Here is a 24,288-nt window from a genome sequence, read left to right as displayed (position 1 = left end):
GTCCAATCAGGAAGGATAGGCTTCTTCGACGTCGCGCACCTGCGCATCCGAGAGCGTGCGCAGCTTGAAGCCCTGTAGCAGCAGGTGGAGCTTGGCCGTTTCCTCCAGCTCCTCGATCGAGGCGGAGGCGGCGGACAGGGAGGTTCCCGCGACGACAGGGCCGTGATTGGCCAACAATACCGCGCGATGGCCCTTGGCATAGTCGCGGATGGCATCGGCGAGCTTGGGGTCGCCCGGCTTGAAGTAGGGGATCAGCGGCAGCTTGCCGACCCGCATCACGAAGTAGGGCGTGATCGGCGGCAGGGTCGTCTCGGCATTGTGGTGGCAGGAAGGGTCGAGGCAGGAGATCGCCACCGCATGCGTGCAATGGAGATGGACGATCGCACCGTCCTTCGGCCGCACGTCGTAGACCGAGCGATGCAGCAGCGCTTCCTTGGTCGGTGGATCGCCAGCGACATGCTTGCCGGAGAGATCGATCTTGGAGAGCTGACCGGGCTCCAACTCGCCCAGGGAGGAATTGGTCGGCGTCATCAGCCAGCCGTCGGCCACCCTGGCGCTGATGTTGCCGGAGGTACCGGGGCAGAGGCCGCGCGCCGCGAGCTTGGCGCCCAGCGCGCAGATCTGCTCGCGCATCTTGGTTTCTGCGGTGCTCATAATCTGTCGAATGCCTTGGTGAAGAAATCGGGCGCGCCGAAATTGCCGGACTTCAGCGCGAGCAGGATCGGCCTCGCGCCGACCGACGCGGTCCACGGCACGCCGGGATCGATCTCGGGGCCGATGCGCAGCGCCGTGACGTCGAGCGCGCTCACGACAGCACCGGAGGTCTCGCCGCCCGCGACGACGAGACGGCCGACGCCGGCCTCGACGAGGCCGCGTGCCAGGGCAGCCATGGTCTTCTCGATCGCCAGGCTCGATTTTTCGATACCGTACTTGGCCTGCAGCGCCTTCACCGCGTCGGGCGTGTCGCTGGCCGACAGCAGGATCGGAGCCGTGCCGAGCTTCTCGCGGGCCCAGGCGAGGGCCTTGCCGGCGACGTCCTCGCCGCGGCAGATCGCATCCGTGTCGAGGGCGAGATGCGGCCCCTTGAAGGCTGCGATCTGGCCCAGCGTGGCGGCGGAGCAGGAACCGGCCAGCACCGCCGGCGCGCCGTCGATCTTTGGCAGTGCGTCGGCGCCGGCTTTGTGCTGCATCAGTCCGCGGCGGCGATACGCGGCGGGCAGGCCGAGCGCCACGCCCGAGCCACCCGTGACGAGCGTGTCGTCGCCGATCGCCTCGCCGATGATGCCGAGATCGGTGTCCGCCACGGCATCGACCACGACGTGGCGCACGCCGTCGGCCGCGAGCTTGTCGAGCGACTCGCGCAGCACGGCCGAGCCGGACTGGACCTGCTTCAGTGCCACGAGCCCAACCTTGTGCGGCGTCTGCCGCGCCAGCACGCGCACCAGGCTGGCGTCGGTCATTGGCGTCAGTGGGTGGTGCTTCATGTGCGAGTCGGAAAGCAGCACGTCGCCCACGAACAGATGTCCGAAGAAGATCGTGCGGCCGTTCACCGGAAAGGCGGGGCAGTAGATCGCCTGCCTTGCCTTCAGCGCATCCAGCAGCGCATCGCCCACAGGGCCGATATTGCCGGCGTCGGTCGAATCGAAGGTCGAGCAGTATTTGAAGAAGAAGCGAACGCAGCCCGCGTCCTGCAGGGCCTTCAGCGCGTTGAGAGATTGTGCGACCGCGTCGGCCGCCGGGATCGAGCGGGTCTTGAGCGCGACGACGACGGCATCGACATCGTCGGGGATGGTGCCTTTCGCCGGTACGCCGATTGTCTGGATCGTGCGCATGCCGCCTTTGACGAGCATGCCCGCGATGTCGGTTGCGCCGGTGAAGTCGTCGGCGATCACTCCAAGAATGGCCATGGGATGACGTTAGGCGATGACGGTTGCAGGCATCCAGAACTTTCGGCGCCGGGAGCGCCGCCGGGCCTCATCCTCGCCGTCGTAATGGTGCAACGGCGGTGCAGCATCGAAAGTGTCGCGGATGTCGAGCGAGTTGACGTTGACGATGCCGATGGTGCCGTTTTCCTCGGGCATTACGGCGCCGACATAGGTGCCGCAACGGGCACAGAGAAGGTAATCGGTGATGCCGAGGCCGAAGCGGTAGCGCGACAGGGCATTTGGTGCGCTGCGGAATGCCACGCTTCCCGTCGGATCGCCCATGGTGCGGGCGCCCTGGCGGCGGCAGAAGCTACAGGCGCAGCGGCCGACCCGCATCTGCTCCGGCTGCATGTCGGAGGTGAGCGCGATCGTGATCGCGCCGCAGTGGCAGGAACCGGGATAGGTCGTCATGGCGCGATCAGAGTGACCCGGAAGTCGTTGACGTTGGTTCGCGTCGGCCCGGTGATCAGGCTGTCGCCCAGAAGCCCGAAGAAGCCGTGCCCATCGTTGTCGTCGAGCATGGCCTGCGGATCGCGGCCCTTGGCACGTGCACGCGTCAGCGTGTCGGGTGTGAATATCGCGCCGGCAATATCCTCCGCGCCATCGACCCCGTCGGTATCGGCTGACAGGCCCCAGATACCGGACGCGCCACTGGCGGCGATGGCCTGCGCCAGCAGATATTCGACGTTGCGGCCGCCGCGGCCCTTGCCGCGCACCGTGACGGTGGTCTCGCCCCCGGACAGGATCGCGACGGGCTTGCCGCCGCGCTTGGCGAGCTCGATGGCCTGACACGCGTGTGCGGCGCCCAGCTCGCGTGCTTCGCCTTCGAGATTGTCGCCCAGCATGACCACTTCCACGCCGTGTTCCTTGGCGACGGCGGCGGCGGCTTCCAGGGAGCGCCTGGGGGTGGCGACCATGATGGTCTCGACATTGGAGAGGCGCGGATCGCCGGGCTTGGGCGTCTCCTCGATGCGGCCGGCGGCTCCTTCCTGCAGATGCTTGAGCACGGTGACTGGCGGATCGATCCGGTACTTGGCGAGCACAGCGAGCGCATCGGCGAAGGTCGTCTTGTCGGCGACGGTCGGGCCCGAGCCGATGACGCCGGGGTCATCATTCGGGACGTCGGAGATCAGCCAGGAGAGAACGCGCGCCGGCTGGGCAGCGATCGCGAGCCGGCCGCCCTTGATCGCCGAGAGGTGTTTTCGCACCGTGTTCATCTCGACGATGTTGGCGCCCGATTTCAGCAGGGCGCGATTGACGTCCTGCTTGTCGTTCAGGGTGAGGCCGGGGGCCGGCAACGCGAGCAACGCCGAGGCGCCGCCCGAGATCAGGCAGAGCACGAGATCGTCGGCACTCAGTCCCTGCACGCGCTCGTAGATGCGGCCGGCGGCTTCGCGGCCCTTGTCGTCGGGCACGGGATGCGCGGCCTCGATGATCTCGATGCGCTTGCAGGCCTCGCCATAGCCGTAGCGCGTCACCACCAGCCCCTCGAGTGGATGCGGCCACTGGTCCTCGACGGCGCGCGCCATGGCGGCACTCGCCTTGCCGGCGCCGATCACGATCGTGCGGCCCTTGGGTGGCTGAAGCTTGGCGATGTAGGGTGCGAGACAGGTGGCGGGACGAGCGGCGGCGAGGGCGGCATCGAAGAGGGCGCGCAGCAGGGCGCGGGCGTCGGCATCTTTCATTTGCCCGATCTTCGCACTATAGGGGCGCGATGCAACCATTGCTCCGGCCGGGCGATCCGCCGCCGTTTTCCGTCTTCAACGAACAGGGGCGGGCGCCGCTGTTGCTGCTCTGCGATCACGCCAGCAAGGCGGTCCCGCAGGCGCTGGGCGACCTCGGCATTTCCGAGAGCGAGCTGTCGCAGCATATCGGTTGGGACATCGGCGGGCTCGATGCGGCGATCGAACTGGCGAAGGTGCTCGACGCCCCGCTGGTCGCGTCCGGCTATTCGCGGCTGGTCATCGACTGCAACCGCTGGCCGGGCGGCGAGGGCTCGACACCGGAGATCAGCGACGAGACGGTCATTCCGGCCAACAAGAACCTGACCAGGGAACAGGTCGACGCCCGTGCCGAGGCCTGCTTCTGGCCCTACCACCGCGAGGTCGACCGCCTGCTCGACGCAATGACGGAGGGCGGGCGCACGGTCTGCCTGCTGGTGATGCACAGCTTCACACCGGTGATGAAGGGCTTCGTCCGTCCCTGGCATGTCGGCGTGCTGTGGAACGACGATCCGCGCCTGCCCGAGCCGCTGCTGGAAGAGCTGCGCCGCGATCCTATGCTCGTGGTGGGCGACAACGAACCCTATTCGGCGCGCGCGTCCTACGAATACACGTTGACCGCCCATGCCCGGCCGCGGGCGCTGCCGCATTGCTCGCTCGAAGTCCGGCAGGATCTCATGAGCACACCGGGCGACGCCCGTTCCTGGGGCCGCCGGCTCGCCCCCGCGATCTCGGCCGCGGTCAAAAAGGCGTTGGTGTCTGGTTAATCCGGCCAGCCGAGCCTATATCCGGAACTGGATTTCAGTCCGCACTTCCGGGAGGCGATCATGGACGACAAGACCCGCACCGAACTCGAAGCCGCCGCCTTCCGGCGTCTGGTATCGCATCTCCAGGAGCGCACCGACGTCCAGAACATCGACCTGATGAACCTGGCCGGCTTCTGCCGCAACTGCCTGTCGCGCTGGTATCGTGAGGAGGCTGGCAAGCAGGGTGTCGAGATCGCCGATCCGAAGGCCCGCGAGATCGTCTATGGCATGCCCTACGACGAGTGGAAGGCGAAGTTCCAGAAGGACGCCTCGGCCGACCAGAAGAAGGCCTTCGAGAAGGCCCACAAGCACGGCTGAAGGGACTAGCCCGGCCAGGTGTCGATCGCCTCGGCGAAGCGCGAAAGTTCTTCGAGAAGCCGCTTCTGGCCATCGTCGCCCAGCTTCTGCAGGCGGCTGCGCTGCACGTCGAAGACGCGCGGGATGGCCTCGTTGATGACGGCTTCGCCCGCCGCCGTGAGCTGGACGCGTAGCGTCCGGCGATCGCTGGGCTCGGCGAGCCGGGCGATCAGGTTCTGCGATTCCAGTTTGTTCAGGCGGCTCGTCAGCCCAGCGCCGCTGAGCAATAGCGATTGGACGAGCTGCTTGGGCGTGAGGGAGTAGGGAGTGCCGGCGCGCCTGAGAGCAGTGAGCACGTCGAACGTGCCGCGCGTCAGGTCGAAGGGCACGAGCGCTTCCTCGATGAAGGCGGTGCACTGGATCTGGATGCGCGCGATCAGGCCGTAGATCTGTACCGGGCTGGTGTCGATGTCGGGCCGCTCGGCGCGCCATTGCGAGAAGATGGCATCCACCTGGTCCCGCGCGGCCCGGGCCTTGGCCGTGGGGCGCCGGCCCGGCCGTTGCGGCTTCGCGACCTCGGTCTCCGGTTTGCCTTCCGCTTCCAGCTTGCCGCTGCCCATCGTCCCTCCGTCGAAGCCCGTCATGGCACGCGCGGGTTCAGGGCGTCCAGTTCACGACGCGACGCTCGATCCATTCGATGCCATGGAAGAGGGCGATGCTGAGCAGGGTCAGCAGGGCGATGGCGGCGAAGGCGAGCGGAGTCTGCGACTGCGATGTCGAGATGAGGATGAGATAACCGAGCCCTTCCTGCGCCGCCACGAACTCGCCGATCACCGAGCCGATGACGGCGAAGGTCACCGCCACCTTGCAGCCGGTGAAGAAGTGCGGCAGCGCCACGGGAATGCGAAGGCGCCGGAAGATCATGTGCTGCGAGGCGCCCAGCGAGCGCATGAGGTCGAGCATGGTGCGCGGGGCGGCCTCCAACCCGGCGATCAGGTTGACCAGGATCGGGAAGAAGCAGACCAGGACGACGATCACGATCTTCGGCCATTCCGAGAGGCCGAGCCACAGGATGATCAGTGGAGCGACCGCGACCTTGGGCACCGACTGGAGGCCGAGCAGGATCGGATAGAGCAGCCTGCGGGCGGTGGCGTTCAGGGCGATCAGCACGGCGAGCGGCAGGGACAGCACGATGGCGAGCCCGAATCCCACCAGGGTCTCGCGCAAGGTCACGAGACTGTTGAGGGCGAGCTCGGGCGCCCACTGCACGGCCGTCCTGCCGATCTCGGTCGGGGCGGGCAGGATCCAGGCGGGAATGGTGAAGACGCGAACGGACAGTTCCCAGGCAACCAGCAGCGCCAGGTAAACCGCGAGGATGGTGGTGCGGCCGGCGAGGCGAGAGGACGGAGACACGCTCATCGCTCAGGCCCGGCGATCGAAGATGATGTCGCGGATTTCCTGCTTCAGCTCCTGAAAGCGCGGCAGTCTGGGCGTGTCGGCATTGCGCGGGCGCGGCAGATCGACCTCGATGTCGGCGCGGATCCTTCCGGGTCGCGGCGACATGACCAGCACGCGGTCGCTGAGCAGGATCGCCTCCTCGATGTCGTGCGTAATCAGGAAGGCGGTCCGTCCCAGGTCCTGCCAGAGGCCCGACAGTTCGAGCGAAAGCTCTTCGCGCGTCAGGGCATCGAGTGCGCCGAACGGTTCGTCGAGCAGCAACAGGCGCGGATCGGCGAGCAGCGCCCGGCAGAGCGCCGCGCGCTGGCGCATGCCGCCGGACAGCATCTGGGGACGGTGATGGGCGAAGGCGGCGAGACCCGTCATTTCGAGAAGGCGCAGGGCGCGCTCCCGCGCCGCCGCCTTGGGCAGGGCGAGCACGTCGGCCGGGAGCAGCACATTCTCCAGCACCGTGTTCCAGGGGAACAGCACGTGTTCCTGGAAGACGATTCCCACCTCATGGGAGGGCGCGTCGAGCGGCGTGCCATAGCGCGACATCGTGCCGGTGTCGGGCATCTCCAGGCCGGCGACCAGCCGCAGCAGGGTCGACTTGCCACAGCCGGAGGGGCCGACGACGGCCACGAAGCTGCCGGTCGGAATCCGCAGGTCGATCGGCCCCAGCGCATGGACCGAGGTTCCCACCGCGCCGGGGTAGTGCTTGCTCACACCCCGGAGATCGATGGCCGCCACGTCCGCCGCCGGCGGAGGGGCGGCTGCCAGGCCACCAGCGGCCGCGATCATTCGACGAAGCCCGGAGCGTAGAGCTGCGCCGGCTGCACGGGCGACTTCAGGGTGAAGTTCGCCGACATGACCTCGACGGTTCCCGCGATGCTCTTCGGGTTGATGCTGCCCAGCGGCTGGCCGGGAACGGTCGCGAGTTCGCCGACGAGCTTCGTCTCGCCTTCGATGATCGCCGGCGCCAGCTCCTTCTGATACTTGGCCATGATGGCGGCGGCCTCGGCCGGATTGGCGAAGGCGTCCTTCATGCCCTTGATCGTCGCCTTGACGAAGGCCCGCACGAGTTCGGGCTGCTTGGCGATCGTCTCCTCGGACGCGATCAACCCGTTGCCGTAGTAGTCGAGCCCCGAATCCTTGTAGGCGATGCGGACCGTTTCCTTGGGCGCGATCGCTGCCGCGATCAGCGGCTCGCCCACCGAGAACTGGCCGATCGCATCGACCCGGCCGTTGGCGAGCAGCGAGGGCAGGGCGGAGCCTTCCGCGACGACCCATTTCACCTTGTTGGCGTCGATGCCGGCCGCCTTGGCGAAGGCCGGGAAGAGCAGGCGGACGGAGCTTGAGGCGGTATCGGCGATCGTCTTGCCTTCGAGATCCTTGGGTTTGGCGATGCCCGTTCCCTTCACGCCGAAAATGGCCTGCGGCGGCCGGGCATAGACGATCGAGACCAGCTTCACCGGGACGCCGTCATTGCCGCGGGCCAGCACCAGCGAGCCCGCATCGGCAAAGCCGATCGTGGCGAGGCCGGCGGCCACCTTCTTGATCGCATCGGCCGAGCCCTGGCCGCGCAGGAAGGTCACGTCGAGACCCGCTTCCTTGTAGTAGCCCTTCTCGCGCGCGACATAGAAATAGGCGTGCCGTCCGTTGAAGCCGAAATCGGTGATGAAGTTCACGTCGGTCGCGCGGGCCGGTAACGCGCCGGCGCCGGCCATGCCGACGACGAGGCCGATTGCGGCGGCGAAACGTCCAAGCAGTTTCATGGATCACATCCTCGATTCGAACTGGGAAGGCCCCCGGCGGGCTGCGGCGCCATCGCCGCACTGAAGACCCAGGAGCCTTTGCATATTTCATTCCACATCGAATGAAAAGAGACGTCTGGCTCCATATTGAGCGGATCTGCGAGTGCCTATCTCTTGATCAGAATGCACACCAAAGCGCCTATTATCGAGCAAGTTTCAATGATTGTGGCGCGGGTGTGTTGTGTTGGAGATCGTGTTCTGGCCTCTATTCATTCGAAGTCGAATGATTTACGAAGGGTCCTCGAAAGACGTTGATCGAGGTGGAACGGATGGATCGGCAGACGCGAATAGCCGTTGTCGGCGGCGGATTGGCCGGGCTGACGGTGGCGGCTCTGTTGCAGCGGGACGGATACCCCGTCGCCGTCTACGAGCAGACGCCCAACTTTTCGAGGATCGGCGCGGGCATCATCCTTGGTGCCAACGTCGCCAAGGTCCTTAGGTCCCTCGACCTCGAACGCAGCTTCACGGAAACCGGCATCCGGCCGGATGCCTTCGTCAGCCGGGCATGGGACACGGGCGAGACGCTGTACGAACTGATCTTCGATGCCGCCTGCGAAGCGCGGTTCGACGGTCCATTCGTCAACATTCATCGGGCCGACCTGCATCGCATCCTTCAGGCACCGCTCGCGCCGGGAACGATTCGGTTCGGCCATCGGCTGGCGGGTCTCGAAGAGACTCCCGCCGGAATCAGGCTGGCCTTCGACAACGGCGCCAGCGCCGAGGCCGATATCGTGATCGGAGCCGATGGGATTCGCTCGCGCGTACGCGACGAGATCCTCGGCAAGGAAGAGCCGCGCTTCATCGGACGCATCGCGCCGCGGGCGGTCTTTCCCGCCGAGCGGCTTGGCGACCTGGCCATCCGCGATTGCACCAAATGGTGGGGCCCCGACCGCCACGTGCTCGTCTATTACATGACCGCGCGACGGGACGAGGTCTATGTGATGGCCGCCATTCCAGCCAGTCGCTGGGACGGCGATGGCACGCCGATCCCCGGCACGCGCGACGATTTCGTCTCCGCGCTGGAAGGCTTCCATCCCGAACTGCTGCGGGCGGCCGAGGCGGCAACGGACGTGACCGTCTGGCCGATCATGGACCGGCCGCGAAACGACCGCTGGCACGAGGGCCGCGTCGTGTTGATGGGCGACGCCTGCCACGCCGTCCGGCCGTTCATGGCCGCTGGTGGCTCGATGGCGATCGAGGACGCCGCCATCCTCCACCGCTGCATCGTCGAGGCCACCGACCCGGAGGCGGCCTTCTGCCGCTACGCCGCCAACCGGATCCCGCGGGTCGCCGAAGTGCAGCGCATCTCGATCGACAATACCTGGATGCACGGGCCAACGGAGGTCGACTGGTTCTTCGCCTACGATCCCTGCAACGCCCCGCTCGACGCCGCCGCCTGATCCCGGAGCCACAAATGCCTATCCTCGCCCCCGCCGGCGCCAGCGATATTCGTCCCGATCCGATGAAGGCCCGGGATCTGGTCGGCTACGGAGAGATGCCGCCCAATCCCCATTGGCCGGGAAATGCCCGGATCGCCGTCAACTTCAACCTCAATGTCGAGGGCGGCGGCGAGTCGACAATGTTCAACGGCGATCCGGTGTCGGAAGGGATGCTGAACGATATCGGGGTGGATACCAGGGCCGGCCGAAGGGTGCCGCTCGTCGAATCGGTCTTCGAGTATGGCAGCCGGCGAGGGGCCTGGCGGCTTCTGGACATCTTCGCGCGATTCTCGGTGCCGGTCAGCGTGCTGGGTGTCGCCCGCGCCCTGGAACAGAATCCGCTGCTTGCGCGGGCCTGCGTCGAGCGCGGCCACGAGATGGTCAGCCACGGCTATCGCTGGATCGATTATGGCGACGTGGACGAGGCGACCGAGCGCCAGCATGTCCGCCGGGCAGTCGAAATCCTGACACGCCTCACCGGGAGCCGTCCGCTGGGCTGGATGACCGGGCGCCCCGGCGAGAATACGCGCCGGCTCGTGGCCGAGGAGGGCGGCTTTCTGTACGACCGGGACTCACTCGCCGACGAACTGCCCTACTGGGTCGAGACCGCGCACGGCCCCCATCTGGTGATTCCCTACTCATACGAAGCCAACGACAATCGCTTCGATGCGAATTCCGGCTTCTCGACCGGCCAGGACTTCTTCGAATACATGCGCGACGCCTTCGACTTCCTCTACGAGGAGGGGGCGGCCGGCGCGCCGAAGCTCCTGTCGATCGGCCTTCATGATCGATTGATCGGACGGCCGGGCCGTGCGGGCGGCCTCGTCAGGTTCCTGCAGCATGCGAAGGCTCGCGAAGGGGTCTGGTTCTGCCGCGGCATCGACATCGCGCAGCATTGGCGAACACGCTTCCCGGCTCGTGCATAGAGCACCGGAGGCCAGGCCACAGTCCCCGTTATCCCCACGTTTCAGGGCGTCGATGTAATTGAGTGGACACGGTGGTCGCTTCTATGGTCTTGCCGGTCGGACCATGGAGTAGTTGGACATGCCGGACGGTAGCTCGATTTCCAAGAAGACCAAAGCGGGCCCGATCTCGGCCGACCGCCTGAAGAGTTTCATCGAGCGAATCGAGAAGCTCGAGGAAGAGCGCAAGGCCATCGGCGGCGACATCAAGGACGTCTACAGCGAAGCCAAGGGCGTCGGCTACGACGTCAAGACCATGCGCAAGATCGTTTCGATGCGCGCCATGGACGCTGCCGACCGGGCAGAGCAGGAGACGCTGCTCGACGTCTACAAGCATGCCCTCGGCATGGTCTGATCGCCCCTCGACTGAATACGGGAAATTGATTTCGCAGGCCTCACGCAGGCGCTAGGTTTCTCCACGGCAGAATGCTCCGGCGACAGGAGCGGGCCGAGGAGGAACTTCCATGCGAAACACCGTCATCACGGGCGTTTGTGTAGCGTTGAGTCTTGGCGCCCTGCAGGCCCAAGCACAGATCGCCGTTTCCTCTAACGATCACAAGATCATCCAGGAAAACGGCGTCAACAAGAACGTCACCAATCCGCCGCCCGATACGATCACGATCATGGATCTCCGCGCCCTGCCGGTGAAGGTCGTGGGCACCGTGTCGAATGTGCCGGGCAGCGTGGTGGGACCACCGCTTTCAGTGGCGATCACGCCAGACGAATCGCTTGCGCTGATCGCCTCCTCGTCGAAGCTCGATCCCGCCGACCCGACCAAGCTGGTCCCCGACGATCGCGTGACCATCATCGATCTCAAGGACCGCAGGATTCTCGGCACGCTGAATACCGGCGCGGGCGCCGCCGGCATCTCGATCACCCGGGACGGCAAGCGCGCCTACGTCGCCAATCGCATGGCGGGATCGATTTCGATCCTGTCGATCGACGGCAAGGATGTCAGGCTGCAGAAGACCGTGCCGTTGACGGACGCCAAGGCGCTGCTCAGCCACGTGGCGGTGTCGCCCGACGGTGCGACCGGGGTGGTGACGCGCAATGGCGACGCCAAGGTTGAACTGGTGAAGCTGGGCGGTGACACCGTCAGCTCGTCCTCGGTGCTCGACGTGGCGCCGCGGCCATATGCCGTTTCGGTGACGCCCGATAGCAAGTCCGCTGTCGTGGCGAGCCTTGGCGATCCCAAGGCCAACGGCATCCTCACCGTGATCGACCTCGCCAGCGGCAAGATCGTGGGTACCGCCGACATCGGTCATGAAAACCTCGAAGGCATGATCATGTCGGGCGACGGCCGCTGGATCGCGGGGGTCGCGCATGCGGGCTCGACGCGGCCCAAGAATGCGCCGCAATACAAGCCCAACGGGATGGTCGTGCTCTACAGGCTCGACGGCACCGGCCTGACCAAGACCGGCGAGGCGCCGATCGGCGGCTGGTCACAGGGAGCGTCCTTCTCGCGCGACGGCTCTGTCATCGTCGTGCAGAACATGAACGAGAAGAACCTGCAGGTGTTCAAGAACGACAATGGCAAGATCACCGACACCGGTCAGAAGATCGATGTGGGAGGCGGTGCCGCGGCCGTGAGGAGTTCGTCCGACCGATGAACCAGAGGCGAACCTTGCTCAAACTCTCGCTCGCCGCCCTTGCGGCGGGCGCGGCACCGGCGGCGCGGGCCCAGACTTTCCCATCTCAGCCGGTCCATATCGTCGTGCCCTTTCCGCCGGGCGGCGGCACCGACTCGCTTGCACGGGCGATCCAGGAGCCCATGCAGAAGGCGCTCGGTGGCATGGGCGGCGCCACGGTGATCGTCGACAACAAGGGCGGTGGCGGCGGCAGCATCGCCCACGAATTCGTGGCCAAGCAGCCGGCGGACGGCCATTGGCTGGTGGTCAGTGCCAACAACCTGCCGCTCTATCCGCACATCGTGGCCAAGCTCGGTTTCGACGCGAAGACGGCCTTCGTGCCGGTCGGCTTCATCGCGAAGCAGGAATCCGTCCTCGTCGGCAGCCTCGATGCGCCGTGGCCGGACCTGAGAGCGATCATTGCTGCAGCCAAGGCGGCGCCGGGCTCGGTGCAATACGGCACGGCCGGCCTGACCACGCCGATGCACCTGTCGACGGAGCAGTTCGCCATGCTGAACGGGATCAAGCTGACGCACGTGCCGTTTCGCGGCACTGGCCCGCTGGTGACCGATCTGCTGGGCGGCCATATCAAGCTCGGCATGTCGAGCATCACCAGCGTCGCGCAGCAGATCGCATCCGGGAAGCTCAAGCCCTATGCAATGGCCTCGCTGGAACGGTCCTCGGTCGCGCCGACGATCCCGACCTTCAAGGAGCTGGGCGCGGGGGATGTCGATGGTACGATCGTCTATACGCTGCTCGCGCCGGCCGGCACGCCGCCCGCGGTCGTTGCCCGGCTGAACCAGGCGCTGAACGCCGCCGTGGGCACGCCCGGGCAGAAGGATGATCTCGCCAAGCGCGGCTTCGTCGCCATGGGCGGCACGCCGCAGGAACTTGCCGACTGGCTCAAGGTGCAGGAGCCGATCTGGGTGCCGGTGCTGCAGGCGGCGGGGATCAAGCCGGAGTAGTCCGACGCCATTTTATCCTGCCGCTGCCGCCACGTTGATGCAGGTCAATGCGGCGACCGACGGTCTCTCTAGCGTCAGGTGTTGTGGAAGAAGGGATGCATGCGTTCGATTCTCGTTACTGTCGATGACACGCCATCCGCCGTCGCCGCCCGGGGGCTGGCCATAGCACTGGCTCGACAGTGTGGAGCCCAGGTAAGAGGGGTGACTGCACTCGATGTCAGCGATCTCGATCGCGTCGAGCCGGTTCCGATCGGCGGTGAGCAGTATGCCCATGACCGATTGAAACATCGCAAGAAGTTGGCGGACGAACGACGCGCAAGGATCGCGGAACTGCCTGAGGTGTTCCGGCGCTGCCTGGCCGACGAGGGCATGGATGCCGAATGCGCCACGATGGAAGCGGACGTGCGCGCCGGATTGCTTCGGATGATCGAGACGTGCGACCTGGTCGTCACCGGCCGGGACGCCGAGTTTCATCTCGAGGCAATCGACGGGTTGACACCGCTCGTCGATCACATCATCGCCAAAGGCGGCCGTCCCGTCGTGGTGACCGGGCCCGAGTGGGCGGATAGCGGACCCGTGCTCGTGGCCTACGATGGAAGCGCGCCGGCTGCGAAGGCATTGCAGGTCGCGACGCTGATGGGGATTTTCGGAACTTCCAGGGCGCGCATCCTGTCAATCGGGCGCGAGCAATCCGCCGCCCTGTCGGTTGCCGAACGGGCCCGTTCTTTCCTCGCTCTTCATGAGGTCGAGGCGGACGTCGAGGCGGTCGCAACGACAGGGAATCCGGCGGATGTCCTGCTGCGGCGCGCCTCGGAAACAGGCGCGCGGCTGCTCGTCATGGGAGCGTTCGGTCATCGTGGAGTCCGGGAGATTCTTTTCGGCTCAACGACCCGGCACCTGTTCGACAACGCTCCTGTTCCGCTCTTCATCTACCACTGAGTGAGCCGGAGTCTTCGCGAATAAACGAAACAAACGAAGTGGATGTCGCACCCTCCGGAATTGGGCCCCGCGGGGCCGTCGATGGGGCACCGTTGCTCGCCGGTTTTTCTGAAAAGCCTTTTTTAACAGCGCCTTAGAACCAGATGTTCATCGGCAGGCCGTGGCGGTCACGCTCTTGCGCCGGTCCCAGGCGCGTCGCCGTACCCTGGGCGATCAGGAGGGCCGTTCGGCAGACGGCCATGGCATCGAGCACGTCGTCGCGGGCAGCGCCGGGGAGCGATCGTGGCTCCCACGGGAAGCCGTGTCGAGCGAGCAACTCGAGGCGCTCGCCGAAGCCTTCGGGCCGGCGCTTCTTGCTGAGCACGGGCTTGCCGTCGTTCATGCGCGCAAAGGCCAGTTCGGGATGCGCCTCGTAGACGATCGAGCGCAAGGTCTCGTTGCCGCGCATCAGCGCGTCGACCTCGCGCATCTTGGGGAAGAGGTGGAACGTTTGCCGGGTCAGCCCGACACCCAGTGCCTTGCTGAGGGCGTTGGCCTCGGCATGCGTGGCGCAGGCGAGGGCCGGCCGGCAGGGGGTGGGGAAGACGGAGCTCGTCTTGCCGGGCATGAGGGCGCGGGCTTCGCGCTCGCAGGCGCGCCCGGGCCGCGGCTCGTCGACGAGGCCGATCGGCATGTCGACGGCCAGAACGGAAAGACCCTCGCAGGCCTCCGCGAGGGTCTTCACAACTCCAACGTCGAGGGCACCGTCACTGTCACGCCGGCAAACCACCCAGCCGGTGCGGCAACCGTCGGCGCCGGCGACGATCAAATGCGCCCTACCAGCTGGCCATCTGGCTCTTGAGGTTGCCGTCGAGCACGGCGAGGAACTCCTCGGTGGTCAGGTAGGCCTGATTCATGCCGATCAGCAGCGCGAGGTCCTTGGTCATCTTGCCGCTCTCCACGGCCTCGACGCAGACCTTCTCGAGCGCCTCGGCGAACTTCACCACCTCCGGCGTGTCGTCGAAGGTGCCGCGGTACTTCAGGGCCTGCGTCCAGGCGAAGATCGAGGCGATCGGATTAGTCGAGGTCGGCTTGCCCTGCTGGTGCTCACGGTAGTGGCGCGTCACCGTGCCGTGCGCGGCCTCGGCCTCGACGGTCTTGCCGTCCGGAGTCAGCAGCACCGACGTCATGAGACCGAGCGAGCCGAAGCCCTGGGCCACCGTGTCGGACTGGACGTCGCCATCGTAGTTCTTGCAGGCCCAGACGAACTCGCCGTGCCACTTCAGGGCGGAGGCGACCATGTCGTCGATCAGGCGGTGCTGATAGTGGATGTTCTTCGCCTTGAACTTGTCGGCGAATTCCTTGTCGAAGACCTCCTGGAACAGGTCCTTGAAGCGGCCGTCATAGCGCTTGAGGATGGTGTTCTTGGTCGACAGGTAGACCGGCCAGCCGCGCATCAGGCCATAATTGAACGAGCTTCGCGCGAATCCGATGATCGACTCGTCGAGATTGTACATCGTCATTGCGACGCCGCCGGCCGGGAAGTCGAACACCTCATGCTCGATGACCTTTCCGTCCTCGCCCTCGAAGCGGACGGTGAGCTTGCCCTTGCCCGGCACCACGAAGTCGGTGGCGCGATACTGGTCGCCGAACGCGTGGCGGCCGATGACGATCGGGTGCGTCCAGCCGGGGACGAGGCGGGGCACGTTCTTGCAGACGATCGGCTCGCGGAAGATGGTGCCGCCCATGATGTTGCGGATGGTGCCGTTGGGCGACCGCCACATCTCCTTGAGATTGAACTCTTTGACCCGCGCTTCGTCCGGCGTGATGGTCGCGCACTTCACGGCGACGCCGTACTGCAGCGCAGCCCTGGCCGACTCGACCGTCACCTGGTCGCCGGTTCTGTCGCGATTCTCGATGCCGAGGTCGTAGTACTTCAGGTCGACGTCGAGATAGGGAAGAATCAGCTTGTCCTTGATGAATGCCCAGATGATGCGGGTCATCTCGTCGCCGTCCATCTCGACGACCGGGTTCTTGACCTTGATCTTCGGCATCTTCCGGACCTCACACTTCGCGTAACGCACCATTTAGAAAGCCGCCCCGGTTGCCCGGGGCGGCTTGACCTGACGCTGCTTTAGAGGGCAGCGAGCGCTTCGTTCAACGTCGCACTCGGCCGCATGCCCGCCGTGGTCTTTTTCGGGTCGGGCAGATAGTAGCCGCCCGTATCCACCGGCTTGCCCTGCGCGGCAATCAGCTCGGCATCGATCTTGGCCTCGTTCTCCTCCAGCTTCTTCGCCAGCGGCTTGAAGCGGGCGGAGAGCGCCGTGCTGTTGTCGCGGCGGGCCAGCGCCTCCGCCCAGTACTTGGCCAGATAGAAATGGCTACCGCGATTGTCGATCTCTCCAACCTTGCGGGCGGGCGACCGGTTGTCCTCGAGGATCTTGGCGTTGGCCTCGTCGAGCGTCTCGGCAAGGACCTTCACGTCTTCGTTGCCGGTCGTCTGCGCCAGATGCTCCAGCGAGGCGCCCAGCGCCAGGAACTCACCCAGCGAATCCCAGCGCAGGTAGCCCTCGTGCTGGAACTGCTCGACATGCTTGGGGGCAGAGCCGCCAGCGCCGGTCTCGAACAGGCCGCCGCCGTTCAGCAGAGGCACGATCGACAGCATCTTGGCCGAGGTGCCGAGCTCCATGATCGGGAAGAGGTCGGTCAGGTAGTCGCGCAGCACGTTGCCCGTCACGGAGATCGTGTCGAGCCCCTTGCGGATGCGGTCGAGCGAGAACTTCATCGCCTCGACCGGCGCCAGGATGCGGATGTCGAGACCCTTCGTGTCCTCTTCCTTCAGGTACTTCTCGACCTTGGCGATCAGCTGCGCATCGTGGCCACGCTTGGCATCGAGCCAGAACACTGCCGGGGTGTTGGTGAGCCGTGCGCGGCGCACGCCCAGCTTGACCCAGTCGCGGATCGGCTCGTCCTTGACCTGGCACATGCGGAAGATGTCGCCGGCCTCGACCTTCTGCGTCATCAGCACAGTTCCGTCTTCGGCAACGACATTGACCTTGCCGTCGGTCGCGATCCGGAAGGTCTTGTCGTGCGAGCCGTACTCCTCGGCCTGCTGGGCCATCAGGCCGACGTTCGGCACCGTGCCCATCGTCTTCGGGTCGAAGGCGCCGTGCGCCTTGCAGTCCTCGATGACGGCCTGATACAGCGTCGAGTAGCACCGGTCGGGAATCGCGGCGATGCAGTCGTGCAGCTTGCCGTCGGCGCCCCACATCTTGCCCGATTCGCGGATCATCGCCGGCATCGAGGCATCGATGATCACGTCGCTGGGGACGTGCAGGTTGGTGATGCCCTTGTCGGAGTTGACCATGGCGAGACCGGGCCGCTTGGCGTACTCGGCCTGGATGTCGGCCTTGATCGCGGCCTTCTCGGCGTCCGGCAGCGTCTCGATGCGGGTCAGCATGTCGCCCAGCCCGTTGTCGGGATCGACGCCCAGCTTCTTCAGCGTCTCGCCGTGCTTGGCGAACACGTCGGCGAAGAACACGGAAACGCAATGACCGAACAGGATGGGATCGGAGATCTTCATCATGGTCGTCTTGAGGTGCAGCGAGAACAGGACGCCGTCCTTCTTCGCCGCCTCGATCGCCGAAGCGTAGAACGCGCGCAACGCCTTGGCGTTCATCACCGAGCAGTCGATGATCTCGCCGGCCTTGAGCGGAATCTTGGGCTTCAGCACCGTGGTCGCGCCATCGGCGGCGACCAGCTCGATGCGGGCGTTCGTCGGCGCGGCGAGGGTCGTCGCGACTTCAGAGCCGTAGAAGTCGTTGGCCGTCATGTGGAGGACGCGGGTCTTCGAATCCTTGCTCCAGGCGCCCATCTTGTGCGGATGCTTGCGGGCGTACTGCTTCACGGCGCCGGCGGCACGGCGGTCGGAATTGCCCTCGCGCAGCACCGGATTGACGGCGCTGCCCAGCACCTTGCCGTAGCGGGCGCGGATTTCCTTGTCGGCCGGCGTCGCGTCGCTGTCGGGGTAGTTGGGGATGTCGTAGCCCTTGGCCTGCAGCTCCTTGATCGCGGCCTTGAGCTGCGGGATCGAGGCCGAGATGTTCGGCAGCTTGATGATGTTGGCTTCCGGCTTCAGCGTCAGCTTGCCGAGCTCGGCAAGCTCGTCGGGAATCTTCTGCTCGGGCTTCAGCTTCTCGGGGAAATTCGCGATGATGCGGCCGGTCAGCGAAATGTCCTTCAGCTTCACCTTCACGCCGGCTGTCGCGACGAAGGCCTCGACGATCGGAAGGAGGGAATACGTCGCAAGTCCGGGGGCCTCATCGACCTTCGTCCAGACGATTTCGAGATCTGACATACCTGCACCTCCGTGCGCCGCTTTGGTTTCGGCTGGGTTGATAAATTGCTGATTGTGGCCAGTCTTGTTGCACCGCCGAGAGGCAAAGGCAATCTGGGCAGGATGCCTACGGGCAGCCGGCGCAGGACGCGGAGGCGCCGTCAGAAAACCGGCCTGGCTTCGTCATGCGAAAGGATCAGACCTTGTCCAGGCGCTTCTCGAAGCCGTTGAACGCGGGCATTGCCGCAATGGCGGGCAGGACGTCCTTCAAGTCGCTTACGAAGGCGACATGGTCGAGATGGGTTCGCTCGGCGAATCCACCTTCCACGACGCCACGGAGGAGGGCGGCCAAGGGCTCCCAGTAGCCCCCCTGATCGATGATCACGATCGGCTTGCTGTGGAGACCGAGGGTCCGCCAGGACAGGACCTCGAAGAACTCCTCCAGGGTGCCGATGCCACCGGGCAGCACCACGAAACCGTCCGCTCGCTCGAACATCTGCAGTTTGCGCTCGTGCATGGTCTCGACGACCACGGTCTCGGTGAGCGCCGGATGGCCCGCTTCGCGCTGCAGGAGAAAGTTCGGAATGATGCCCACGGCCCGGCCGCCGGCGTCGAGGGTGGCATTGGCGACCAGCCCCATCAGGCCGACGCCGCCGCCGCCATAGACCAGGGTAATGCCCTGGGCGGCGAGAAGCCGTCCCAGGCCGACGGCGGTCTCCCGCGTGGCGGGGTCTGTTCCGAAACGGGCGCCGCAGAAGACGCAGAGGGAAGAGGGGGTGATCTCGGGCACGAAAGCTGCTTTTCTGGGACGATCCGGCGCGTTTCAGCGACGGTGTGACATGGTATTGTTACGCAAAGGCTGGCTGCGACGCCAATGGGGATGGTGGTCGCACCGTTGGGAGGGCGATGTCACGAACTGTTTTCGGGCTGGTCGCTGTGGGCGCGGTGGTGATCGCGATCGCCCTCGGCGTCGCATGGCGCGGGAAGTTGAGCGAGCAGGCCGCCATCGACCAGCCGGTCAAAGCCGTCATTGGCGGCCCGGCATCGGGGCCTACGCCTGCCAGCACCTCGACCGCAACCACTGCCCCGGCGCCCGCATCGGTTCCATCGGCCGCCCCTTCCTCGCCCTCGTTCGATGTCGCCCGTATCGGCCCGGATGGCCGCGCGGTGATCGCTGGCCGAGCCGCCCCCAGCGCCAAGATCGTGCTGCTGGACGGCGGCAAGGAGATCGCCAAGGCAGAATCCGACTCGCGCGGGGAGTGGGTCATCATCGTCCAGGACCCGCCGCTCACGGTCGGCCAGCACGAATTGCGCGTCGTGCAGCATTTCGAGGGCAAGGCGCCGCTCACCTCCGAGCAGGCCGTTGTCGCCGTCGTGCCGGAGCCGCCCGCAGCGAACGCCCCCGCTCAGCCGCGTGCGGAGACGCTGGTCATGATCTCGCCGCCGGCCGGCGCTGCAACCCTCGTGCAGCCGCCCACGTCCGCCGGCCTCCCGAAGTCGGCCGATCTTTCCGTGTCGACGCTGGACTACGACGACGGCGGCCACGTCACCGTCTCGGGCCTGGCCGCTCCGGGCACCGTCGTCAGGGCATACATGAACGACAGGCTGGTCGCTGAAGGCAGGGCGGCCGCCGACGGTCGCTGGCGGCTGAAGCCCGCGGACCCGGTCGAACAGGGCAAGCATATGCTCAGGCTCGATCGTATCGCCACCGACGGCAAGCCCGTCGCGCGCCTCGAACTGCCATTCGAGCGCGTTGTCGTGGCGCCGGTCTCGAGCGCCGACGGCAGGCGGCTGCACATCGTAAAGGGAGACAATCTCTGGAACATTGCGCAGGCGCACTATGGTGCGGGGTGGCGTCACACCGTCATTTTCGCCGCAAACAAGGATCAGGTTAAGAATCCCGATCTGATATACCCCGGACAAATCCTCAGCCTGCCCAAGGTCAACTGACCTTCGGACAACGAAGAGCGCGACACTCATGCTTGCCAATTTCCTGGTGCCGATCCTCGAGGACGGTTGGCGATTCATCGCCCTGTTTGCGGCCGCGACGTTCCTGGCCGCCTTGACCGGCGCAGCGTGGCTGTTCTGGCCGCTGTTCGTCGTCACCTTGTGGTCTATCTACTTTTTCCGCGACCCGCCGCGCGGCGTGCCGCAGGATGACGGGCTGCTGATCGCGCCGGCCGACGGCCTGGTGCAGATGGTCGTCGACGCCGTTCCGCCGCAGGAACTGGGCCTCGGCGACAAGCCGCTGACACGGGTCTCGATCTTCCTCAGTGTATTCGACGTCCACATCAACCGCAGCCCCTGCGCCGCGACCGTGGACGTCGTGGCCTACCGGCCGGGCAAGTTCCTGAGTGCTAATGCCGACAAGGCCAGCGAAGACAACGAGCGCACGGCACTGGCGTTGCGCCGCGCCGACGGCCGCGTTATCGGCTGCGTGCAGATCGCGGGATACGTTGCCCGCCGCATCGTCTGCTATGTGAAGCCGGGGCAGGCGGTGGTCGCGGGGGAACGTTTTGGCCATATCCGCTTTGGTAGTCGGACGGACCTTTACCTGCCGGAAGGTGCGCGGCTGCTGGTTTCTCCGGGGCAGCGCATGATCGGCGGCGAGACCGTCATGGCCGAACTCGACCCCGTGATGGCGGGGCCGCGTCTCGCCATCGAGTTCTAGCGACGAATTCGAGGGAGTCCTGCATGGATAGCGACCTGCGCTCGCAACGCGGCGGATTGCGTGGCTTCTCCATTCACCGGCTGATCCCGAACGTCCTGACACTCGCCGCCCTGTGCTCCGGTTTGACGGGGATCCGCTTCGCCCTGCAGGGGGAGATGCGGCTGGCCGTGATCGCCATCATCGTCGCGGCGATTTTCGATGCTCTCGACGGCCGCGTGGCGCGCCGGTTGGGCGTCACCAGTCGCTTCGGTGCCGAACTCGATTCCCTCTCGGATTTCCTCTGCTTCGGCGTCGCTCCGGCGTTGGTCCTCTATCTCGCCTCCTTGAGCCATGTCGGAGCTCTGGGCTGGATCGTGACCCTGATGTTCCCGATCTGCTCGGCGCTGCGTCTCGCGCGGTTCAATACCGCTCTGGTTTCCGACACGCCGCCGCCCGTCTGGACGGGATCCTACTTCACCGGTGTGCCGGCGCCGGCGGGCGCCTTGCTGGCTTTGATGCCGCTCATGGTGAGCTTCGAGATCGAGGCGGCATGGCCCCGCCATTCCGTCGTCGTCGGCCTGGTCCTGGTCGCCGTCGGTGGTCTCATGGTGAGCCGCGTGCCGACTTTCTCGTTCAAGAAGGGCAGGATCCCGCGCCATCTCGTGCTGCCGACGCTGCTGGCGGCTGCATTGGTCATGGGGGTGCTGGCCAGCGCCCCCTGGATCGCGCTGTCCCTGATCGGGCTCGGCTACATGTGCCTGATTCCCTTCAGCCTTCTGTCCTATCGCCGGCAGGCGGCGCAGGATCGCAAGGCGGCCGAGGCGGCAGGGGTGGTGCCGCTGCGCGCCGTCGACCGGGGAAGCCCCTCGGGCGACTGAGTCGTGCCGCTGCGGGGAGGCGTCCGCCGGCCGTTTCTCGGGTTCAGATTTCCCGATTCCTTACCTCGGGACACCTCGTTTGCCGACGGCGCGACTCGATGACGGCCACAGAAATTCCCCATTGGAATCAAATTATTAGAAATGATGACACAAAATGGTCGGCTTTCAATTGACCTGAGATTTCACATTAAGTATTTTCCCTAAGTTGATTCGGCACGGGGCCGGCAAGTCTAGGCTGGAGGCTGGGGAATGCTTTCGATCTTCCGTCGGTTGATGAAGAACACCCAAGGCGCCACGGCCGTCGAATACACGTTGATCACCTCGTTGATCGCGGTTGCCGCGATCGCATCGATCCGATCGGTCACCGACAAGGTTAGCCACGTCCTCGGTGCGGCGGCCCTCAACTAGCGAGCAGCAGGTGGCTTTGCCGAATCTGGTGACGCTCCTCCAGACCGGCTGCCTGGCGATCCTCGCGGTCCTGCTGATTGCGGCGGCGTGGCAGGATTTGCGCACTCTCCACATTGAAAACGGGCTTTCGATCGCCATCGCGGCCCTTTTTGCCGCATGGGCCGTCTTTGGCCTGGCGAGCGGCACTTTCCCATTGAGCGCCATCGGCGTATCGATCGCCTGCGCGACCGGCCTGTTTGCCGCGGGCGCGGCGGCGTTTGCCGCCGGCATGATGGGCGGAGGCGACGTCAAGCTTCTGGCCGCAGTGGCCCTGTTCGCAGGTCCGGCTCAGATCCTCGATCTGCTGCTGGTGACAGCCGTGGCGGGCGGCCTGCTGGGCATCGCCCTTCTGGCGGGAGCGCCCGTTGGTCCGGTTTCGGGCCCGGGCGAGGCGGCGCTGCGCCGGCGACTGCCCTACGGCCCCGCGATCGCAGTAGGCGGACTTTGGGTTGCAACCAGGCTGGTCGTCGGTTGAGATCGGCAGCCGAACACGGAGGGCCCATGATTTCGCCGATCGCAAAGACTGTCATCGTGGCTGCGGCCGCCATACTCGTGGCGACCGCCGCAGGCGCGCAGACCGCGCCGCCGCCAGTGCCCCGCAGCCATGTGGAAGTGTCTACGACCCCCGGCATGCCCGAGTTCCGCGACCCCAAGACGGGTCAAATCTGGACGCCGGAGAATGTCGGGCAGGGGCCGATCGGCAAGCCCACGCCGGCCGATCTCGCCTTCGATCCGCTGGCCCAGGCCGCGCGGATCAAGGGCGTCGTGGTGCAGCGGCCCAAATTCTCGGCTCTCGGTTGGTCCGCGCCGACCGCCGGCCCGAGCACGCCGCTCGTGACGATGGACAATGCCAGTCTGCGGGCGGTTCCGGGAAAGCGCTGGCAGGTCGTCCTCTACGTGAACAACAACAGCGCGGGCACACTGGCGCCGATGATCGACTGCCGGTTCACCAACGCCGGGAAACTCGTCGAGGAAACCCGTGTGCTGGTGCCTGGCGTCGGCGCCGGGGTGCGTGGTGGAATCACGATCTACGGACCCAGGACCGACCTGTTCGTCGATCGCGCCGACTGCCGGATCGTCTCGCCCTGATCGCCTAGCCCTGCACCGAATAGCCGCCATCGACGGTGATGGCGGCGCCGGTGACATAGTCCGACGCCGATGCCGCCAGGAAAACCGCGATGCCGGCAAAGTCGCCGGGTGTGCCCCAGCGTCCGGCCGGGGTGCGCTTCAGCACCGAATCGTGCAGCGCCGGCACGTCGCGACGAGCGCGCTGGGTGAGCGCGGTGTCGATCCATCCGGGCAGGATCGCGTTCACCTGGATGTTGTCCTTGGCCCAGGCGGTGGCCATCGCCTTCGTCATCTGCACGATACCGCCCTTGCTTGCCGCATAGGCCGTCGTGAAGGAGGCGCCGAAGATCGACATCATCGAGCCGATGTTGATCATCTTGCCCGCCCCGACCTTTTTCATCTCGGGATAGGCGGCCTGGCTGCACAGGAACGCGCTGGTCAGGTTGCTATCCATCACCTGGTGCCATTCGGCGAGCGAGTATTCCTGCGGTTGCTTGCGAATGTTGATGCCGGCGTTGTTCACCAGGATGTCGAGCCGGCCATGGGCTGCGACCGTATTGGCGATGAGCGCGCGGCACGACTCTTCCTTCAGCACATCGACGACGATCGAGGCGGCTTTTGCGCCGGTCGCCTGCAGTTCCTTGACCGCCGCCTCGTTCTTGGCGGCGTCGCGGCCCGCGACGACGACGGTCGCGCCGGCGCGCGCCATGCCCAAGGCCATTCCGAGTCCGATGCCGCCATTGCCGCCGGTAACGACGGCCACGCGGCCGGAAAGATCAAAGAGCTCCATCGATGTACCTCCCTGTTTTTTTGTCTTCGTCCCTATAGCGAACTCGCGGAACCCGAAACAGAGGACGGTCGTTGGGTACAGGCAGTGGCGGCACAAAACGGAGTGGTGGCGCGATACGAGTTCGCGGCGTGCCGGCCGGGCTGACCGGCGGGTTGCGAACAAGGGTGGCGGCGATCGAAAGATCGCCGCCATTTCATTGGGGAATGT

26 protein-coding genes and 1 pseudogene are annotated in these 24,288 nt (G+C 65.9%); 14 read left to right on the top strand and 13 right to left on the bottom strand.

Annotation, left to right across the window (positions count from 1 at the left end; translation table 11 throughout):
* Positions 1-6: 6 nt before the first annotated feature.
* The 4 genes from otnC to Q0Q48_RS12195 are packed head-to-tail and all read right to left on the bottom strand — an operon-like array spanning position 7 to position 3,610.
* Positions 7-654: a 3-oxo-tetronate 4-phosphate decarboxylase gene (gene otnC, locus Q0Q48_RS12210; RefSeq protein WP_295137884.1), complete on the bottom strand. Its 648-nt coding sequence runs from the start codon at positions 652-654 to the stop codon at positions 7-9.
* A complete protein-coding gene (gene otnK, locus Q0Q48_RS12205; RefSeq protein ID WP_295137882.1) occupies positions 651-1,907 on the bottom strand; it encodes a 3-oxo-tetronate kinase in 1,257 nt (418 codons plus the stop codon). The genes otnC and otnK overlap by 4 nt, the downstream gene beginning before the upstream one ends.
* 9 nt (positions 1,908-1,916) lie before the next feature.
* The gene (locus tag Q0Q48_RS12200; protein WP_295137880.1) at positions 1,917-2,336 is read right to left on the bottom strand and encodes a hypothetical protein; all 420 of its coding nucleotides are present in this window, start codon (positions 2,334-2,336) and stop codon (positions 1,917-1,919) included.
* Positions 2,333-3,610 carry a glycerate kinase gene (locus Q0Q48_RS12195; RefSeq protein ID WP_295137878.1) on the bottom strand — a complete coding sequence of 426 codons (1,278 nt, stop codon included), beginning with the start codon at positions 3,608-3,610 and terminating at the stop codon, positions 2,333-2,335. Before Q0Q48_RS12195 ends, Q0Q48_RS12200 begins: the two co-directional genes overlap by 4 nt.
* Before the next feature lie 29 nt (positions 3,611-3,639).
* Between Q0Q48_RS12195 and Q0Q48_RS12190 the strand changes: the two genes are divergently transcribed.
* Both Q0Q48_RS12190 and Q0Q48_RS12185 read left to right on the top strand, forming a co-directional pair.
* Positions 3,640-4,413, top strand: a complete 774-nt coding sequence (locus tag Q0Q48_RS12190; RefSeq protein ID WP_295137875.1) for an N-formylglutamate amidohydrolase — start codon at positions 3,640-3,642, stop codon at positions 4,411-4,413.
* A 60-nt stretch (positions 4,414-4,473) separates the two neighbouring features.
* Positions 4,474-4,770, top strand: coding sequence for a DUF1244 domain-containing protein (locus Q0Q48_RS12185; protein WP_295137873.1), 297 nt, complete (start codon positions 4,474-4,476; stop codon positions 4,768-4,770).
* A 5-nt stretch (positions 4,771-4,775) separates the two neighbouring features.
* On the opposite strand, the gene Q0Q48_RS12180 is transcribed toward Q0Q48_RS12185, so the two are convergent.
* The 4 genes from Q0Q48_RS12180 to Q0Q48_RS12165 are packed head-to-tail and all read right to left on the bottom strand — an operon-like array spanning position 4,776 to position 7,961.
* Positions 4,776-5,393, bottom strand: coding sequence for a MarR family transcriptional regulator (locus Q0Q48_RS12180; protein WP_295137871.1), 618 nt, complete (start codon positions 5,391-5,393; stop codon positions 4,776-4,778).
* A 13-nt stretch (positions 5,394-5,406) separates the two neighbouring features.
* Entirely contained in the window at positions 5,407-6,168 is a 762-nt protein-coding gene (locus Q0Q48_RS12175; protein WP_295137869.1) for an ABC transporter permease, read from the bottom strand.
* Positions 6,169-6,171: 3 nt separating this feature from the next.
* A complete protein-coding gene (locus Q0Q48_RS12170) occupies positions 6,172-6,987 on the bottom strand; it encodes an ABC transporter ATP-binding protein (protein ID WP_295137866.1) in 816 nt (271 codons plus the stop codon).
* Positions 6,984-7,961, bottom strand: a complete 978-nt coding sequence (locus tag Q0Q48_RS12165; protein ID WP_295137864.1) for an ABC transporter substrate-binding protein — start codon at positions 7,959-7,961, stop codon at positions 6,984-6,986. The genes Q0Q48_RS12170 and Q0Q48_RS12165 overlap by 4 nt, the downstream gene beginning before the upstream one ends.
* A gap of 308 nt (positions 7,962-8,269) precedes the next feature.
* On the opposite strand from Q0Q48_RS12165, the gene Q0Q48_RS12160 reads away from it, so the two are divergent.
* From Q0Q48_RS12160 to Q0Q48_RS12135, 6 genes are all read left to right on the top strand, one after another.
* Entirely contained in the window at positions 8,270-9,400 is a 1,131-nt protein-coding gene (locus Q0Q48_RS12160) for an FAD-dependent monooxygenase (RefSeq protein ID WP_295137863.1), read from the top strand.
* Between the two features lie 14 nt (positions 9,401-9,414).
* Entirely contained in the window at positions 9,415-10,365 is a 951-nt protein-coding gene (locus Q0Q48_RS12155) for a polysaccharide deacetylase family protein (protein WP_295137861.1), read from the top strand.
* A gap of 118 nt (positions 10,366-10,483) precedes the next feature.
* Positions 10,484-10,756, top strand: coding sequence for a DUF2312 domain-containing protein (locus Q0Q48_RS12150; protein WP_295137859.1), 273 nt, complete (start codon positions 10,484-10,486; stop codon positions 10,754-10,756).
* A gap of 109 nt (positions 10,757-10,865) precedes the next feature.
* On the top strand, positions 10,866-12,011 hold the full coding sequence (locus tag Q0Q48_RS12145) for a beta-propeller fold lactonase family protein (protein WP_295137857.1): 1,146 nt from the start codon (positions 10,866-10,868) through the stop codon (positions 12,009-12,011).
* Positions 12,008-12,994 (top strand): tripartite tricarboxylate transporter substrate binding protein, encoded by a 987-nt coding sequence (locus Q0Q48_RS12140; RefSeq protein ID WP_295137855.1) that lies wholly within the window; start codon positions 12,008-12,010, stop codon positions 12,992-12,994. Before Q0Q48_RS12145 ends, Q0Q48_RS12140 begins: the two co-directional genes overlap by 4 nt.
* A 99-nt stretch (positions 12,995-13,093) precedes the next feature.
* Complete coding sequence (locus Q0Q48_RS12135) at positions 13,094-13,933, top strand: universal stress protein (protein ID WP_295137853.1); 840 nt, start codon at positions 13,094-13,096, stop codon at positions 13,931-13,933.
* Between the two features lie 133 nt (positions 13,934-14,066).
* On the opposite strand, the gene Q0Q48_RS12130 is transcribed toward Q0Q48_RS12135, so the two are convergent.
* From Q0Q48_RS12130 to Q0Q48_RS12115, 4 genes are all read right to left on the bottom strand, one after another.
* Positions 14,067-14,741, bottom strand: coding sequence for a DUF429 domain-containing protein (locus tag Q0Q48_RS12130; RefSeq protein ID WP_295137851.1), 675 nt, complete (start codon positions 14,739-14,741; stop codon positions 14,067-14,069).
* Positions 14,742-14,748: 7 nt separating this feature from the next.
* Complete coding sequence (locus tag Q0Q48_RS12125) at positions 14,749-15,966, bottom strand: NADP-dependent isocitrate dehydrogenase (RefSeq protein WP_295137849.1); 1,218 nt, start codon at positions 15,964-15,966, stop codon at positions 14,749-14,751.
* An 80-nt stretch (positions 15,967-16,046) separates the two neighbouring features.
* A complete protein-coding gene (locus Q0Q48_RS12120) occupies positions 16,047-18,269 on the bottom strand; it encodes an NADP-dependent isocitrate dehydrogenase (RefSeq protein WP_295137847.1) in 2,223 nt (740 codons plus the stop codon).
* 175 nt (positions 18,270-18,444) lie between these two features.
* Positions 18,445-19,038 (bottom strand): TIGR00730 family Rossman fold protein, encoded by a 594-nt coding sequence (locus Q0Q48_RS12115; protein ID WP_295137845.1) that lies wholly within the window; start codon positions 19,036-19,038, stop codon positions 18,445-18,447.
* 116 nt (positions 19,039-19,154) lie between these two features.
* Between Q0Q48_RS12115 and Q0Q48_RS12110 the strand changes: the two genes are divergently transcribed.
* The 6 genes and pseudogenes from Q0Q48_RS12110 to Q0Q48_RS12085 all read left to right on the top strand — a co-directional run bounded on the left by Q0Q48_RS12110 (position 19,155) and on the right by Q0Q48_RS12085 (position 23,312).
* A complete protein-coding gene (locus tag Q0Q48_RS12110; protein WP_295137843.1) occupies positions 19,155-20,198 on the top strand; it encodes a LysM peptidoglycan-binding domain-containing protein in 1,044 nt (347 codons plus the stop codon).
* Positions 20,199-20,220: 22 nt separating this feature from the next.
* Positions 20,221-20,919: pseudogene (locus Q0Q48_RS12105) on the top strand (phosphatidylserine decarboxylase); the annotation flags it as partial.
* Positions 20,920-20,942: 23 nt separating this feature from the next.
* The gene (gene pssA, locus Q0Q48_RS12100; RefSeq protein ID WP_295137842.1) at positions 20,943-21,776 is read left to right on the top strand and encodes a CDP-diacylglycerol--serine O-phosphatidyltransferase; all 834 of its coding nucleotides are present in this window, start codon (positions 20,943-20,945) and stop codon (positions 21,774-21,776) included.
* Between the two features lie 273 nt (positions 21,777-22,049).
* Positions 22,050-22,184: a Flp family type IVb pilin gene (locus tag Q0Q48_RS12095; RefSeq protein WP_295137841.1), complete on the top strand. Its 135-nt coding sequence runs from the start codon at positions 22,050-22,052 to the stop codon at positions 22,182-22,184.
* Positions 22,185-22,194: 10 nt separating this feature from the next.
* Complete coding sequence (locus Q0Q48_RS12090; RefSeq protein ID WP_295137839.1) at positions 22,195-22,698, top strand: prepilin peptidase; 504 nt, start codon at positions 22,195-22,197, stop codon at positions 22,696-22,698.
* Positions 22,699-22,724: 26 nt separating this feature from the next.
* Positions 22,725-23,312 carry a hypothetical protein gene (locus tag Q0Q48_RS12085; protein WP_295137837.1) on the top strand — a complete coding sequence of 196 codons (588 nt, stop codon included), beginning with the start codon at positions 22,725-22,727 and terminating at the stop codon, positions 23,310-23,312.
* Between the two features lie 4 nt (positions 23,313-23,316).
* Here Q0Q48_RS12085 and Q0Q48_RS12080 read toward each other — a convergent pair whose 3' ends face one another.
* On the bottom strand, positions 23,317-24,081 hold the full coding sequence (locus tag Q0Q48_RS12080) for a glucose 1-dehydrogenase (protein ID WP_295137835.1): 765 nt from the start codon (positions 24,079-24,081) through the stop codon (positions 23,317-23,319).
* Between the last annotated feature and the right edge of the window lie 207 nt (positions 24,082-24,288).

Source organism: uncultured Reyranella sp. (assembly GCF_945957355.1).
GTDB lineage: Bacteria > Pseudomonadota > Alphaproteobacteria > Reyranellales > Reyranellaceae > Reyranella.
This window is presented reverse-complemented; position numbering and strand designations above follow the sequence as displayed.